This is a genomic window from Mycobacterium asiaticum (genome assembly GCF_001673365.1).
Classification (GTDB): domain Bacteria; phylum Actinomycetota; class Actinomycetes; order Mycobacteriales; family Mycobacteriaceae; genus Mycobacterium; species Mycobacterium asiaticum_A.
In genome coordinates, this window is the sequence record NZ_LZLS01000092.1 from 1 (window position 1) to 15,634 (window position 15,634).

Below are 15,634 nucleotides of genomic sequence, written 5' to 3' on the forward strand. Positions count from 1 at the left end.
AACCAGCACCGCTGCTCCCGTGTGGCCGGGAACACCTCGCGTACCGCCTTCCAGAACCCCAGTGCGCCGTCACCGACAGCCAGCACCGGGGCGGTCATCCCGCGGCGTTTGCAGTCGCGCAGCAGATCAGCCCAGGACTCCGTCGATTCACGATAGCCGTCGGTGATTGCCACGAGTTCCTTACGGCCGTCAGCGCGCACCCCGAGCATCACCAGCAAGCACAGCTTCTCCTGGTCCAGGCGCACCTTGAGGTGGATACCGTCGACCCACAGGTAGACGTAGTCGGTGCTGGACAGATCCCGGCGTCTGAAGGCGGCGGCTTCGTCTTGCCACTGCGCCGTCAGGCGGGTGATCGTGGTGGCCGACAACCCCGCACCGGAGCCGAGGAACTGCTCAAGGGCCGGGCCGAAATCACTGGTCGACAGCCCGTGCAGGTACAGCAGCGGCAGCACCTCGCTGACCTGCGGGGACTTGCGTGCCCACGCCGGCAGGATCGCCGATGAGAACCGCAGGCGGTCGCCCGTGTCGGGGTCGACACGGCGGTCGTTGACCCGCGGCGCCTTCACCTCAACGGCACCGGCAGCTGTGAGCACCTCACGCGGCTGGTGATAGCCGTTGCGCACCACCAGTCGGTGGCCGTTCTCGTCGAGCTGGTCAGCGAACTGGGCCACGTAGGCGGCGACCTCGGCCTGCAGCGCGGCGGCCAGCATCTGCCGGGCGCCGTCGCGGACGATCTCGTCGAGCAACGACCGATCAGCGGTCTGCTGGCCGTTGGCCTGCTGGGCATCGTGAACTACCGTGAGCATGGGCGTACCTTCCCAACCAGCGCGCCAACGCCGGTCTTGATCGAATACCTGATTCCGTGAAGATCATCCTCGGGAAGGTGCGCCCACTTTCAGGCCGCCTCGCCGAGGCTCATCCACAGGTATTGATCATTGCTCGCTCGCCATCGTGGACCCCCTGGTCGACGCATCAACACGCTATGAAACGCCCGGGGGTTTCTGGAGGTGATGATTAGCCTTGGGTTTCCAGAGCGTTCCAAAGTACGACGTGGCAACGGACTACGCGGAACTGATGCAGCTGTCGTCGGCCTCCAGTGGCTGGGGTAGGAGCCACCACTAGCGTCGGGCGCGAGTGCCGACGTCCCAAGGTGTCGCGGAGTGCCAGCCCAAATAAAGCCTTTCGTCGACCAGTTTTAGTACGACGGGCACATCGGCCTTGGAAAGGACCAAGGTGTCACCTGGCAGCAACCGTTCGTGTTCGAGTCCGACCTCAATCATCTTCTCGCGCAGCTGATCAGCGGCGTAAGTCTTTGCCAGATAGCCACGTTCGTGCAGACCTCGAAGCTGGCTAGCTATGCGGACGCTCCCCTGGGCGGCCGTCTCTAGCACCGCGGCCGACTCGTCGTTTAATGGCAAAGCCTGCACCGCAGCTCCACTCCACACGGGGATACGCTCTCGAAGCACATCGATGTCACGGAAGAGTTTCTCGAACGATTCCTTACGCAAGATCGCGATGTGATCGGGCGTGATCAACATGTCGAAGTCGGTGGCGAACATCAGGATCGGCTCAGTGAGCCGGCGCAGCCCGTCTCCGAACTGGGTGAGGACCTTGCCAAGCTGGCCCACCTGATAGGGATTGCGTTCCTTAAGGAACACTATTCGGCTACCCGGGTCATCTCCGATCACCGCGGCATAGAACGGGAACGACTGTTTCTTGAGGTCGTCACGGGTGATCTGATCGGCCGACGCAGCAGCATCGAGAACCTCGAATACGGCTGGGTCCATCTCGATGATTTGCGGTTCTACGGTGGATTCAGGGGTGGCCTCCGAGGCCCCTCTCCGACGAGGCGGTTCGGGCCGGTGCACGACCAGCGCGTCACGCTTTACGAGAATGAACTGTTCCTCGGGGTCAAATTCGAGGTCGTCGGAGTAGCCCACCGCTGTCCGCTCGGATAATTTCTGTACAGTCTCCAACGCCACGGCACGCAGGGTCTCGCGGACATCGTGGTGCATCTTGACCCGAAACCCCTTGAACTTGGTAGACGTGCGCTTCCCCAACAGCAAGGTCATGTCGCCGTTAGTGTCCAGGGTGTCTGGATCGAAGGTAGGTTCACTCATGGGTGGCGTTTGGTACCTCGACTCGCACAGCTGGGTTTAGGGACGCGACGCGCAAGACGCTTCCCGGAGCTACTAAGGGCGATTTCACGATGACGTGGCCATTCCATCCCCCTTCGGTGCTGACGTGTATCACGCGGCGGCCCAATAAGTAGAGCGTCGGATTGATCTGGGTCATCTCGGATCGGACGTACACGACAGCCAACACCACCAGGAATATCACGTACGCGCAGATATCCCGGATCTTTGGCTCGGACACGGTGACGAACGGCAGCAGATACGTGGCCAAGTAGCCACTGATCTCGGGACCCCTGTCGACGACGCTGGCGATCCTGACCGGATCCGGTGCCGTCCGGCGAGTGACCACGAATCCGATCCACAACATGTCGGCCAATCCGATTACAGCCAATGCTGCGCAGGCTATCTGTAGCCAGAGGGTCTCGAATCGAATGGCGAACAGCACGAACAACAGCGCAAACGATCCCAGGAACAGGCGCAAGCGCCGAAAATGCTCCGTCATCGTGGCTTCCTTGCCGACGGTCACGTAATTCCCCAGGGGTCGCCGTCACGTAATTCCTCATGTTCGGGCCCCTGCTGTGGTGAGGGTAGCGGGCGATTCGTGGGGTTGTCAGGTGGTGGCGGGTCCGGGTCGTTTCCGTGGCCTGTAGGACGGTCCGTCCATCAGGACTTGGTGGCTGGTGTTGATCAATCGGTCGAGCGGCGATTCGGCGACGACCGGGTTCGGGAACAGTGGATACCAATCTTTGGGGGCGCGGTTGCTGGTGAGGATCAGCGGTTTGCCGGCGATGGCCCGGTCGGAGACCAGGTCGTAGAGATCATCGCTTTGGATTGGGGTGTGTTCCCGCATCGCGAAGTCGTCGACGATCAGGACGAGTGGTCGGGTGTATTCGCGCATGCGTTGGCCGATGGTGCGGTCGGCGTGGCCGCCGGCGAGGTCGGCGAGCATGCGGGAGCATTTGACGAAGCGGATGTCGCCGCCGCGGCGGGCGACTTGATGGCCAAGTGCTTGTGCCACATGTGTTTTCCCGACACCAACTGGCCCGTAGAGGATCACTGACTCGCCGGCATCGAGCCAGCGCAGTGCGGCCAGGTCCCGCAGCATCGCTGCGGGGAGTTTCGGGCTGACGGCGAAATCGAAGTCGTCGAAAGTGTTGGGTTGCTCGAAGCGGGCGCGGCGGACCCGCCGGGCCAGGGCAGCCGATTCGCGGCGGCCGATCTCGTCTTCGCAAAGCACCTGCAGAAACTCCAGGTGCCCGAGTTTGCCGTCACGGGTTTGGGCCAGGCGGGCATCGAGGGTATCGAGCATGCCGGTCAACTTCAGGGTCTTCAAGGCAGCTCGCAGGCTGGGATCGTGAATGGTCACAACAGTCTCTTTCAGGTCAATGTGGTTGCAGCAGAATCGGATGCGATGTTGGGCAGCAGCGGTCAGGCGGTGCGCTCGGTGTCGAAGGCCTCAGGGCCACGCAGCAGCGCCGGCGGCGTGGGGGAATCTGCCGCAGGGGTGTCGCCGGTTTCGGTACCGGCGGCCAGGATGCCTTTGACGGTGCGATACCGCGGATCGCCCACCTCCAGGGCCCGAGTGCAGGCGGCGTCCAACCGCCCGGCTCCGTAGCGGTCACGCAGCGCGATGATGCCCTGGATCGCGCGCAGTCGATGGATCGCATTGACCTCTGACAGCTCAGCCACAATCGCCACCGCACCGGGTCCGATCAGCTCGGCCTGGCTGCGGCACCAGGTCACCGTGCGCAGGGTGTGGGCGACCTTGTGCGGTGGGTAGTGCTCGAAGTTCGTCGAGCGCCCAGAGAAGTGCAGTACATGGGTGGCTACCACCGCATCGTGGTGGAAGATCTGCACCACGTCCCCAGCGGCGCGGACGGTGACTTTTTGGCCCAGCAGCCGCCACGGCACCGAGTAGAACGCCTTACCCGACTTGACGTGGCAATCCGGCGCCACCGTCCCGACGGTGTAAACCACAGGCTCAAACGGTCTGCGCGGCAACGGCATCAACGCATCGCGTTCCAGGGCGTCGAATGCAGCCGAGGGTGTGGCGCCGTTGAGGCCGCGATGCTTGTGGGTGCCGTAGACCTCGGTGGCCCAGCGCAGCCCCTCATGCTGCATGTGCGGCAATGACGAGAAGTGGCGGCCAGCGAAAAACGAGTCCCGAATGTAGGGCATGGGCCGCTCGATGCGTGGTTTGTCCTTGGGTTTGTTGGCCCGCGCGGGGTCGATCAAGGTGCCGTAGAACGCCGCCAATTCCCCGTAGGCCAGGTTGATCAGCGGGTCATAGAGGTCCGGGCGGATCACCCCGGTTTTGAGATTGTCGCAGACCAGCCGGGCCGGGACCCCGCCGAAGAACTCGAATGCCGCGATATGCGAAGCGTTCCAGGATGTCTGGTCCATCCGCACGACCGGTTGGATGAACAGGGAGCGGGAGCACGACAGGATCATCGCGAACACCCACACCGCGACCCGGCGGCCGGTCGCGGGATCGAGCCACATCCCCAACTTGCCGTAGTCGATCTGCGCTTCGCTGCCCGGTTCGACTGCGCCGCGGGGCACGGTCACCTTGTCTTCGAGGTGCTGTTCGGCGAATGTCGTTGCAATGTAACGCCGCACTGTGGATTCGGAGACCTCGACACCGCGGTCATCGCGTAGGCGTTGGGCGATGGTGGCTACCGTGACCGGCACGTCGAGTTGCTCGGCGATCCAGTCTCGGTGCTCCGCGATCCGATCCCAGCTCAGCGCCCGCACGCTCGGATCGGCCAGTTCGGGAAACCAGCGTCCGATCCGTTCCCGCCACAACTGCTCATCGAAGGGCTCATCCGGTGCGGGTTGCAGTCCTTCGTCGACCGCCGGTGCCACGTATTTGCGGATGGTTTTGCGGTCGATGCCCAGTGCGTCATGAATTTGCACCTGGGATCGGCCGGCATGCCAGTGCCGGAACATCTCCACGAAGTCGGTCACGTTCCACGATCTCCTCGCCAACTCAAGGCCCCTTCCAAGGCCCCCTGGCGGGGCTCTTGAACGGAGCGAACCTGAGCAGCGCCCCAACCCCGATCGGACACGCCCCAAGGGTGGGGAATTACGTGACGGCGGGTGAGGAATTACCTGACGGACAACCCCTCGAACCTGGGGAAATACGTGACCGTTGACAGCTTCCTCGCGTCGGACCTTCTGTACCTTCGCAGCGTAGGCACAGTGTCCGACATGCCCGGCCATCGAGCCACCGCGTTCGCTGCCGCACGTGATTCATCCTTCCCGCACTGGTCGCGCCCTAACGACGCCCGTTTGTCTGAACCCAAGACACAAAGCGGACCGGTCTCGGTCGATACGTGAAAGCCTGTCGGACATTAGCGGTATATTTTCCGGTATGTTTTCAGTGCCCTATCCCACTGATGAAGAAGTGGCCGCCGAACTCGGCGACAAATTTTTGGAATCCTTGGTAAGCGCCGTCCGTGGCGCTCGCGCCGACCTCAACGACATGCGGGAGTGGCGACCGGGGTGGTTCCCCACTATGCACGCCCGCTGCCTATCGAATCTGATCCACGATCGCATCTGGGCGCGGCTCATCGCGCTGATCGAAACTGAGAACGCAGCCAACGTCATCGAAAGTGGCCCCACCCGGGAGATTGCGATCGGCATTCACCTTCGGTTGCGCGTGAAGCGTCACCTCAGCAACGACCGAATCAGCACTTACCCGACGCGGACCGCGATCGAATTCTGGCGGCAAAGCACCGACACGCTGCCCGGCCTCGAAGAGGTTCGCATCGCCGTGGGCTACCGCTGGGACCGCGAGCTCCGTGAGATTGAAGCACCCGTTGTCTCGCTGCGGGACGGGAGCGATAACGTCATATGGGCCATCGAATTGAGCGAGCCTGCCGAGGGCGAGAAGGTGACTTGGACGCCGATTGAGCCGAATCTGCCGACGATCGACCTGGGAGATCTTGCAAGCGAGGTCGATGACGACAAAGGAGAAGCGGGCACGCCATGAGCGGATTGGGAGATGTGCTCGCGATCGCTCGGAAAGCGCGGGGGCTGACCCAATCCGAACTCGCCGACATGGTGGGAGCCACGCAACCCACCATCAATCGCTACGAGGCCGGTGATCGCGAGCCAGAACGGGAGACAATCGCTGCCCTGGCTAACGCTCTCGGAGTTACCGAGCAGCTCCTTACCCATGGCAACCGTTTCCGTGGAGCACTGGGCGTCGACGCCCATATGCGTCGGCAAAAGACCACTAAAGCTTCCTTATGGCGCCAAATGGAAGCCCGGCTGAACTTGCTCCGGGTACACGCGTCGTTCCTCTTCGAGCAGGTCTCGATCATGAGCGAACAACACGTTCCAACATTCGATCCCGAAGATGTGCCTGCGCAACATGCGGCACGATTGATTCGTGCACAGTGGCGGATGCCATTGGGCCCCGTCGTCAACTTAACCCGGTGGCTCGAAGGTGCAGGGGTGCTCGTTTTCGAGGAGGACTTCGGTACGCATCGGATCGATGGGCTGTCGCAATGGGTCGGCGACCACCCTGTGATGTTGATCAACGCGAACGCCCCGCCAGACCGTAAACGTCTCACCAAGGCTCACGAACTCGGCCACTTGGTGCTGCACTCGAACATCGCAACCGAGGATATGGAAGGCGAGGCCAACCGCTTCGCCGCTGAACTTTTGATGCCCCTCGATGAGATACGACCTGAGTTGAGGAAGGTCGATCTCGGCACGCTGGCAGCATTAAAACGGGAATGGGGGGTTTCGATGCAAGCACTCCTCGAACGCGCCTATGGGCTCAAGGTGGTCACTGCTGAGGAGCGGACGCGGTTCTACAAGATGATGAACGCTCGTGGCTGGAAAACGAATGAGCCGGGGAGCGAGTTTCTCCCGAGCGAGCGTCCCGAGTTTCCGACACGCATCGGCGATGCGCTCAAGGCGAAGGGATTCACAGAGGAGCGGATTGCGGAGATAGCCGGCGCAGCGTCTCCGTCGAAGAATCCCTTCCAGCCAACCCCCACGAACCATCTTCGCGCACTCTGAAAGGCGACAGCATCGTGGCCGCTTACTGAGACAGGCTGGCCTGGTGTTAGCAATTCGCCCCACGGGCGCGGACACCGCCGCGGTCTGCAGCAGCTATCGAATAGAGTTGCACGCCCAGCACTCTCAGGTTTCGCTGGACAGTATCCGGCACTATCAGGTATTTGTGGACAAGGCCGGTCCACTTCGTCCACGACTACATGAGAGTGCCCAGTTGACAGCTTCGCCGCGCTCTCAACAAGTTCCGGATCGGACAGATTGCGGTGTCGGCGCAGCTGACAGGCGCTCCCACCTCCTATGGCATCGGCCAATAGCCGAATTTCACCGTTAGGTGACGAGATGGGAATGGCGCTCAGCTCCAGCCAGCAGGTTTACTTCACACTGGCTCACTCCCTGCCCGCTGGCTGTGCACATGAACGTCACTGTGACGAATTAGTGTGTGCCGCTGGGCAATTGACGCGTGACTGTGCGCGGCTTCGCTATCGACCCAAGGCTGCGGGTCAGCGCCTGTAAACGTCCGCGCGATGATCGACTCGCTGAATCAACACCAGTGAGTGATCCTCATCGATCCGGTACAACAGGCGGTACGGGCCGCGCCGGGCGCTATACAGTCCGGTTAGTTCACGCCGCAGTGGTTTACCGACGCGGCGCGGTTCGTGCGCCAGCTCGCCGAATGCGAACTCAATCACGGCCGAGAGCACGCGCGGCGGCAGCTTGTGCAGGTCACGCCGGGCGGTGCCGGTGAACCGAACCGTGTAAACCACGGCTGCATTAGTCGGCGTGCCGAGGCACGCCGAACTCGGCGCGGATTTCGTGCTCACCGTACGTGCGCCCAGCGCCAATGTCGGCGTCTGCCTCGGCGATCGATTCCTTGATGCCGGGCTGGGAAAGCCAGTACAGCGTCTCCTGGAGCGATTCCCACTCCTCGACGCCAACGAGCACCGCCGCCGGCGCTCCGTTCTTGGTGATCGTGATCTGATCCTGCGTTTGGGCGACCGCGTCGACATACTCGTTGAGCTTGTCTTTCATCTTCGAGATCGACAAAATCCGCATATCACCATATTAGCCCTAAATACAAGCCAGCCGCAGGCTGTAATCAAGGCCTATAGACCTGGGCGCCACTGGCCCCGAGCCATCTCGCGACGACTGAAAACCCGGCCGCATCCGCTCCCCTATGCCAACTCGCACATGCCGAGCACGCACCATTACCAGTTGCGGGTGGCGAGTTACATTGAGGTCCGGCACGTCAGAGATTCAGCACGCGTCGGAGTCCCCGATCAACTTCGCCCATGATGTTGGCCGGTAGGTCACCGATCCGGTCCGACAGGTCTGTCTTGTTGAGTGTGACGAGTGCGGTGACATTGACGACTGAGTCGTGCGGGAGTCCCGTCGCTACGGCGGGCAGGAACACGTTTCCCGGCATCGCCGCCAAAGCTGTGTTCGACGTGATCACCGTGGCGATCACCGTCGCAAGGCGGCTGGCGTTGTATGGATCAGACTCGATCACCAGGACGGGACGGCGCTTTGCCCGTCGGCTACCGGATGGCGCTCCCAGATCTGCCCAGTAGAGCTCAGCTCGGCTGATCACCACTCGTCGTCCATTGCATCCAAAAGCCGGTGTCCGACGGCTACAGCGGCGACTTCCGCGTCGTCGGTAGCGTCAAGGCGCTTTAGGGCACTGTCGATCTGACCGGTCAAAGATTGCGCGTCTAACTCGTCTAAGTAGCGTTGCCCTCGTGCCGACGCGCGCCGTCCCACCACACATCCATGTGCCCCGCCACACGACGTGCGACCGAAACGTAAACGTCACTGTGACGAATGCCTCTGCGGTGCAGGATGATTCAGTTCAATGCGCCAGGCGCGACCAAACCAACTCAGCAGTCGCCCACTTGGTCGATGACTTTGTTCAACGGCGCCGCGGGCGAAACGTTGACTGCGTAGGTCGGGTTGTCGACAAACCACGCGATCTTGGAACAGTAGCCCGGCCCAGACGGCTGCCCGGCCCGCCAGGTTTCGAGCGTGGGGCGGCAGTTGTACAAGTCAGACTCGTTCATCGCGCGAGCGCTGTCCGGCGCTCCGGGCACGTGCAACCAGACGATCAGGCCCTTCGAAGTTGGCAGATTGCATGGCGCCGCCGGCACCGGCGCGATGCCGACTCCGCCGTAGGCCATCGGAGCGAGCGGTAGCGCGCACGCCCCCAGCACCACAGTCGCCGCAGCAACTAAGGAGATTTTCACCCTGCCCTCCTTCAACGCTGGCTCAAAAGCTACCGCTGAAAGAAGGAGATCGAAAGCTCCTACTGCCCCGCGTTGGCTGCCAGATCGATGGCGTACTGGCTGACAAAGCGACCCGCCGCGGGACCACCATTGCAAGACCCATCCGATTCGCCGGGACGCTTGATCCACAGGTAGGCGTCGGCATGCGCTCCCGCGGTAGCCGTGGTGGGCGGGGTGCCCAACGCGCGACCGCTGGGGTTGCACCAGCTCAGCGCAGAGTCGGGCGCGGGTCCGACGCCGTTGCGACCGGTGTCGATCACGTAGTGCGCACCGCCGGTCATTCCCGAAACCGCTTCGCCGTAGCCGATTTCCTCATCGGTGGTGAAGAAGTTGGACACGTTGAGGCTGAAGCCGCGCGCCCGGCCGACACCGGCCTGGTTGAGCCTGTTGGAGATCTCCTCGGCACTCACCCAGCGCGAGTGTCCGCCGTCGACGTAGACAGCAGCAGCGGGATCGCGGGTCAGGGTGTCAACCGCGTAGCGGATCAGGTCGTACCGCTCTTGGCGTTGGTCGGCCGAGAGGCAGTCGGCCATTGCGAGCGCGTCGGGTTCGACGATGATCACCGCCGGCGAACCGCCCAGGCCGCTGGCAATACCGTCGATCCAGCCGCGGTAGTCGGCGCCGGAGGCAAACCCACCGGAGGCATAACTGCCGCAGTCGCGATGCGGGATTCCATACAGGGCGAAGATAGGCATGCTGCCGGCAGCCTGCGCGGCGCCGGCGTACCTGGCGACCGTGCCACCGACCGAACCGGCCGAAAAGGCGTGGTCGAGCCAGTAAGCCTGCGGGGTGTTGGCGATAGCGGTCAGCTGCGGACTACCGGCGCTGCGCGCGGCGCCCATGGCGGCTGAGGCGGGGTCGACGTAGAAGGACTGTCCCTCGAGCGGGTTGGACGCATCCACCAGTCGCATCGACGGGGCGGCCGTCGGGTGGCTAACCAGACCTACGCCGACAAGGGCCGCAACGGCAAGCAACGGGGTGAACCAGCGAGTGACTGCACGAGCAGCTGAGAACATCACGAGAGCAAACTAGTGCCCAATCGTGATCTTCGCCAGTGAACCGCGGATCTAGTTGCGGTGCGGCGGAAAGTACATCTCTTGTCGCACCGTGCACACCAGGTCCCCGTTGCGGTTGAACATCGTTCCGTTCGCCAGCGCGAGTGAATCGGCGCTACTGGGTGAAGACCGTTGGTAGAGAAGCCAATCCGATAGCAATGCCGGCGCGTGAAACCACACCGAATGGTCGCGTTGCGCCGATTCACCTACGCCGCCGCGGGCGGTGAAAGCCGGCTCGGTCAGCGTCACCGCCGACAGGTAGGCCACCAGACTTGCGCTGAGCACCGGGTCGTCGGGGACCGTGCCGTCCGGGCGCACCCACATCGGCGACCGCGCCGGCGGCGCGATCTCGGTGTCGATAATGCGGCGCTCGAACCAACGCAGGCTTGCCCACCGTCCCCTGGTTTTCTCGTCGGACTCGGCAAGGTGCGGGGCCGCCCACGGTAACGCCTCCGGTGCGGGCACCTGCGGAATCTGCGGCTGGTAGGTGACCTGAGCGGACGCGGGATCGGCGACTTTGAACGAAGACATGGCCTCCATCAGGATCTTGTCGTCCTGGCGTGCGGTGACCCGCCGTGCGGAGAACGTCCGTCCTTCTTGAAGGTCGACCACCTCGAACTCCACCGGCCGACGAGAATCCCCCGGCCGCAGAAAGTAGGTGTGGACACTGTGAGGTGCCCGACCCGGCGCGGTATGACTAGCTGCCAGCAGGGCCTGCGCCGAGATATGACCGCCCAGGATGTGGTTGGCCGGTGCGGGCAATTGCTGTCCGACGAAACGCCAGTTCTCGACTTGCTCCAACTCGAGGGTGGCAAGCACGGCGCCCAGTGAGGATGACATCGGGACGTATCTTGCCGGACCGACCCTCAGCCGCTGAGCCGCCGGTACCGCTGCAGCCGGCGCAGCGCGGACGCCGATGCGGGCGCGGCGCCTGACCGCACGACGCGATCCAGGCGTTCGCGCACGGCCGTCACGTCCAGATGCATGCCGATCGCCACCAGAGTGTTCGCCAGGTGCGGTGGCGCCTTGCCGACGTGGATCGCATCGCCCACCAAGTTGACGACGTAGGTCTTGACAGACGCGCCGTGCTGCACCGCCACCACGCCTTTCAATCGGAAGACACCAGAAGGTGGCTGTTCGAGTAGGTCAAAAAGCGCGTCGAGGTCGACACAACCGGCGCTGCGGACGGTGACGGCGTCGGCGTGGACGTGATCGTGTGGTTCGTCGGACTCGACCAACAACTCTCGAAACGAAAGTTGACCCGCCTGTTCCTCAACCGACTCAGTCGCGTCGAACAACAGCGCGGGATCGATCCGGCCACCCGTGGTGCCCACCACCTGCACGCGCGGGTTACGTTGCGCCACTCGCTCTTTGACACGTTGCAGGATTTCGGGCTGTTGAGCTTCGGGCACCCGGTCGAGCTTGTTGACCACGATCAGCGACGCTGCGCCGTACCGTGCGGGCGGCAGGTCGGTGCGGTCGACGGTGTCGAAGTGGTTCGCGGCGTCGATGACGTCGACGAGGCCGCCGGGCCGGACCCCGGATAGCTTGCTGAATCCGATGATGCGCGCAATCGCCACCGGGTCGGCCAGGCCGCTAGCTTCGACGAGGATGGCATCGAGCCGGCGTGCCGGGTCGGCGAGCTTGGCAAGGGCGTCGTCGAGGCCTCCGTCGTCGGGCAGGCAGCAGATACATCCGCCGGCGATCGATGCGGGCTCGTCGATCTGGCCCGCGACCAGCCCCGCGTCGACGTTGAGTTCGCCGAAGTCGTTGACGACGACGCCGATGCGCGTCCCAGGGCTACGCAGCAGGTGGTTAAGCAGCGTGGTCTTGCCTGCGCCGAGATGACCCGTGAGCGCGATGACCGGTATCGCAGACACCGGGGCAACGCTATCGGACCGCTACACAGCGAGGTGCGCAACTTCGACGAGGCCAGTGTGTGATGACTCATTCTGTTTTCTTAGGTATGGCTACTGTGCCGTAGGCTTTGCGGCGATTTGTGAACGCAGACGCGCATCCCCCCTGCGCTCAACCAACCGAACGGACCCCACGCAAGTGATCATCGGAATACCACGCGAGTCCTCACCCGGTGAGACTCGCGTCGCCGCCACGCCGCAGACCGTCGGGCAGCTCATCAAGCTCGGCTACTCGGTGGTCGTCGAATCCGAGGCCGGTGCCGCCGCGAGCTTCTTGGACGACGCATACGTCGAGGCCGGCGCCGAAATCGGGTCGTTTGATCAGACCTGGAACGCCGACATCATATTGAAGGTGAACGCACCCAACGACGACGAGATCGCCGCGGCCAAGGAGGGGGCGACCATTGTCGGCCTCATCTCCCCCGGGCTGAACCCCGACCTTGTCGAGAAGTTGTCGACCCGTCCGATCACGGTGCTGGCGATGGATGCGGTGCCTCGTATCTCCCGGGCCCAGTCGCTGGACGTCTTGTCGTCGATGGCCAACATCGCCGGCTACCGAGCCGTGATCGAGGCGGCACACGCTTTCGGCCGGTTCTTCACCGGTCAGGTGACCGCCGCGGGCAAGGTCCCGCCTGCCAAGGTGCTCGTCGTGGGAGCGGGGGTAGCGGGCCTTTCGGCGATCGGAGCGGCGGGCAGCCTGGGCGCCATCGTGCGCGCTACCGACCCCCGCCCCGAGGTCGCCGATCAGGTCAAATCCCTTGGCGGCGAATATATTTCGATCGACTCCACCGAAACAGAGGTATCCAGCACCGGATACGCCAAGGAGATGAGCGACGACTACAAGGCTCGCGAGGCCCAGCTGTACGCCGAGCAGAGCAAGGACGTCGACATCATCGTCACCACCGCACTGATCCCGGGTAAACCCGCGCCGCGGATCATCACCGCGGACATGGTCGCCGCGATGACGCCGGGCAGCGTCATCGTCGACATGGCCGCCGCCAACGGCGGCAACGTCGAAGGCACCGTGAAAGACCAGGTGGTGGTCACTGACAACGACGTGACGATCATCGGCTACACCGACCTGGCCGGACGGTTACCGGCCCAGTCCTCCCAGTTGTATGGCACGAACCTGGTCAACCTGCTCAAGTTGATGACCCCGGAGAAGGACGGTCAACTCGTCCTGGACTTCGACGACGTCGTGCAGCGGTCGATCACCGTCGTCCGCAATGGCGAATCCACCTGGCCTCCCCCACCCGTGCAGGTATCGGCAACCCCGGCCGTACCGGCGGCGGCCGCCGCACCGGCCAAGGAGTCACACCCCAAGGCGAAGATGTCCACCAAGCGGCGACTGAGCACCACCCTGGTGGCGGCCGCTCTGCTGTTCGTGCTCGTCGCGATCTCCCCAGCCGCGCTGCAAGTGCACCTGACGGTCTTCGCGCTGGCCATCGTGATCGGCTATTACGTGATCGGCCACGTCCACCACGCGCTGCACACACCGCTGATGTCGGTGACCAACGCCATCTCCGGAATCATCGTGCTGGGCGCCCTGCTGCAGATCGGCCGCCACGACCTCGCGGTAACCGTGGTGTCGGGCGTGGCGATCTTGCTGGCCAGCATCAACATCTTCGGCGGCTTCGCGGTGACACGACGAATGCTGGCCATGTTCTCCCGCAGCTGAGCCTGCGCACCTAAGCGAAGGATCCTTTCTTGTTCACCGTAGAAACCGCCGCCACCGCTGCCTACGTCGTCGCGGCCCTGCTTTTCATCCTGGCGCTGGCCGGGCTGTCCAAGCACGAAACATCAAGAGCCGGGAACCTTTTCGGCACCTTCGGCATGGCGGTAGCGCTGGTCGCGACCATCGCGCTGGCCGTCGATCGCCGCATCGAGCCACTGGGAGTGGCGCTGCTGATCGGCGCCGTGGCCGTCGGGGCCGCAATTGGCTTGTGGCGTGCCCGGGTGGTCGAGATGACCGGCATGCCCGAACTGATCGCGCTACTGCACTCCTTCGTCGGTCTGGCCGCGGTGCTGGTCGGCTGGAACGGCTACCTGGACGTCGAGAACAATCCCGGTGGCGTCGAGGCCGCCAAACTTCAAGCCGAAGGGCTGGCCGGGATCCACTCGGCCGAGGTCGTCATCGGGGTCTTCATCGGGGCGGTGACCTTCACCGGTTCAATCGTGGCGAATCTGAAGTTGTCGGCCCGGATCAGTTCGAGTCCGATGATGTTGCCGGGCAAGAACTTCCTCAACGTCGGTGCGCTGGTGCTCTTCGGTGCGCTCACCGTCTGGTTCGTGATCAACCCGACGATCTGGCTCCTGGCCGCGGTCACCGCGCTCGCTCTCCTGCTCGGCTGGCATCTGGTCGCGTCCATCGGTGGCGGCGACATGCCCGTCGTGGTTTCGATGCTGAACAGCTACTCCGGCTGGGCGGCGGCCGCTTCCGGCTTCCTGCTCAGCAATGACCTGCTCATCATCACCGGCGCCCTGGTCGGCTCGTCCGGTGCCTACCTGTCCTACATCATGTGCAAGGCGATGAACCGGTCGTTCATCTCGGTGATCGCCGGCGGCTTCGGCATCGAGGCCGGCCCGTCTGACGACAAGGACTACGGCGAGCACCGGGAAATCACCGCCGAAAGCGTTGCCGAGATGCTGGGTTCGGCCGATTCGGTGATCATCACGCCGGGCTACGGGATGGCCGTCGCGCAGGCCCAGAACCCCGTGGCCGACTTGACCCGCAAGCTGCGGGCGCGCGGCGTCGAGGTCCGGTTCGGTATCCACCCCGTCGCGGGCCGCCTGCCCGGCCACATGAACGTGCTGCTGGCCGAGGCGAAGGTCCCCTACGACATCGTGCTGGAAATGGACGAGATCAACGACGACTTCTCCGACACCGCGGTGGTGCTGGTCATCGGTGCCAATGACACCGTCAACCCGGCCGCGGCCGAGGACCCGGGCAGCCCCATCGCTGGCATGCCGGTCCTGACGGTCTGGGAAGCCGACAACGTCATCGTGTTCAAGCGGTCCATGGCGTCCGGCTACGCCGGCGTGCAGAACCCGCTGTTCTTCCGCGAAAACACCGCCATGCTGTTCGGCGACGCGCGCGACAGGGTGGAAGCGATCCTGGCGGCCCTGTAGCCCGGTGGCAGCGGTTCATGTGAATTTTTGATGTCGCGTGTACCGGTGTGCCAAAAGGCCAAATGCCGGGACGGGAACTGGATACGCTTGGT

At 63.6% G+C, this 15,634-nt stretch carries 16 protein-coding genes; 4 read left to right on the forward strand and 12 right to left on the reverse strand.

What is annotated here, in order from left to right; genetic code table 11:
• From A5634_RS10110 to istA, 5 genes are all read right to left on the reverse strand, one after another.
• A partial coding sequence (locus tag A5634_RS10110; protein ID WP_155769463.1) for an IS256 family transposase occupies positions 1 to 806 on the reverse strand: 806 nt, incomplete at its 3' end.
• Positions 807 to 1,118: 312 nt separating this feature from the next.
• Positions 1,119 to 2,120 (reverse strand): hypothetical protein, encoded by a 1,002-nt coding sequence (locus A5634_RS10115; RefSeq protein WP_065143911.1) that lies wholly within the window; start codon positions 2,118 to 2,120, stop codon positions 1,119 to 1,121.
• Positions 2,113 to 2,637: a hypothetical protein gene (locus A5634_RS10120; RefSeq protein WP_155769464.1), complete on the reverse strand. Its 525-nt coding sequence runs from the start codon at positions 2,635 to 2,637 to the stop codon at positions 2,113 to 2,115. The genes A5634_RS10115 and A5634_RS10120 overlap by 8 nt, the downstream gene beginning before the upstream one ends.
• Positions 2,638 to 2,745: 108 nt before the next feature.
• Positions 2,746 to 3,501 (reverse strand): IS21-like element helper ATPase IstB, encoded by a 756-nt coding sequence (gene istB / locus A5634_RS10125; protein ID WP_065143913.1) that lies wholly within the window; start codon positions 3,499 to 3,501, stop codon positions 2,746 to 2,748.
• A 62-nt stretch (positions 3,502 to 3,563) separates the two neighbouring features.
• A complete protein-coding gene (gene istA / locus A5634_RS10130) occupies positions 3,564 to 5,102 on the reverse strand; it encodes an IS21 family transposase (protein WP_065143914.1) in 1,539 nt (512 codons plus the stop codon).
• Positions 5,103 to 5,508: 406 nt separating this feature from the next.
• Here istA and A5634_RS10135 point away from each other — a divergent pair, with 406 nt between their 5' ends.
• Together A5634_RS10135 and A5634_RS10140 are read left to right on the forward strand one after the other, a co-directional pair.
• Positions 5,509 to 6,129, forward strand: a complete 621-nt coding sequence (locus A5634_RS10135) for a hypothetical protein (RefSeq protein WP_065143915.1) — start codon at positions 5,509 to 5,511, stop codon at positions 6,127 to 6,129.
• Positions 6,126 to 7,169, forward strand: coding sequence for a helix-turn-helix domain-containing protein (locus A5634_RS10140; protein ID WP_065143916.1), 1,044 nt, complete (start codon positions 6,126 to 6,128; stop codon positions 7,167 to 7,169). The genes A5634_RS10135 and A5634_RS10140 overlap by 4 nt, the downstream gene beginning before the upstream one ends.
• 497 nt (positions 7,170 to 7,666) lie before the next feature.
• On the opposite strand, the gene A5634_RS10145 is transcribed toward A5634_RS10140, so the two are convergent.
• The 7 genes from A5634_RS10145 to A5634_RS10180 form a co-directional block, all read right to left on the reverse strand.
• Positions 7,667 to 7,930, reverse strand: a complete 264-nt coding sequence (locus A5634_RS10145; RefSeq protein ID WP_065143917.1) for a type II toxin-antitoxin system RelE family toxin — start codon at positions 7,928 to 7,930, stop codon at positions 7,667 to 7,669.
• 7 nt (positions 7,931 to 7,937) lie between these two features.
• On the reverse strand, positions 7,938 to 8,219 hold the full coding sequence (locus A5634_RS10150) for a type II toxin-antitoxin system Phd/YefM family antitoxin (protein ID WP_065143918.1): 282 nt from the start codon (positions 8,217 to 8,219) through the stop codon (positions 7,938 to 7,940).
• Positions 8,220 to 8,412: 193 nt separating this feature from the next.
• The gene (locus A5634_RS10155) at positions 8,413 to 8,757 is read right to left on the reverse strand and encodes a type II toxin-antitoxin system PemK/MazF family toxin (RefSeq protein WP_065143919.1); all 345 of its coding nucleotides are present in this window, start codon (positions 8,755 to 8,757) and stop codon (positions 8,413 to 8,415) included.
• Positions 8,758 to 9,040: 283 nt separating this feature from the next.
• The gene (locus A5634_RS10165; protein ID WP_155769465.1) at positions 9,041 to 9,403 is read right to left on the reverse strand and encodes a hypothetical protein; all 363 of its coding nucleotides are present in this window, start codon (positions 9,401 to 9,403) and stop codon (positions 9,041 to 9,043) included.
• A gap of 59 nt (positions 9,404 to 9,462) precedes the next feature.
• A complete protein-coding gene (locus A5634_RS10170; RefSeq protein WP_065143943.1) occupies positions 9,463 to 10,458 on the reverse strand; it encodes a glycoside hydrolase family 6 protein in 996 nt (331 codons plus the stop codon).
• A gap of 51 nt (positions 10,459 to 10,509) precedes the next feature.
• Positions 10,510 to 11,337: an acyl-CoA thioesterase gene (locus A5634_RS10175; RefSeq protein ID WP_065143922.1), complete on the reverse strand. Its 828-nt coding sequence runs from the start codon at positions 11,335 to 11,337 to the stop codon at positions 10,510 to 10,512.
• A 26-nt stretch (positions 11,338 to 11,363) separates the two neighbouring features.
• Positions 11,364 to 12,377: a CobW family GTP-binding protein gene (locus tag A5634_RS10180; RefSeq protein WP_065143923.1), complete on the reverse strand. Its 1,014-nt coding sequence runs from the start codon at positions 12,375 to 12,377 to the stop codon at positions 11,364 to 11,366.
• Between the two features lie 175 nt (positions 12,378 to 12,552).
• Here A5634_RS10180 and A5634_RS10185 point away from each other — a divergent pair, with 175 nt between their 5' ends.
• A complete protein-coding gene (locus tag A5634_RS10185) occupies positions 12,553 to 14,091 on the forward strand; it encodes a Re/Si-specific NAD(P)(+) transhydrogenase subunit alpha (RefSeq protein WP_065143924.1) in 1,539 nt (512 codons plus the stop codon).
• Between the two features lie 29 nt (positions 14,092 to 14,120).
• Positions 14,121 to 15,542, forward strand: coding sequence for a Re/Si-specific NAD(P)(+) transhydrogenase subunit beta (pntB, locus tag A5634_RS10190; protein WP_065143925.1), 1,422 nt, complete (start codon positions 14,121 to 14,123; stop codon positions 15,540 to 15,542).
• The last annotated feature ends 92 nt before the right edge of the window (positions 15,543 to 15,634 follow it).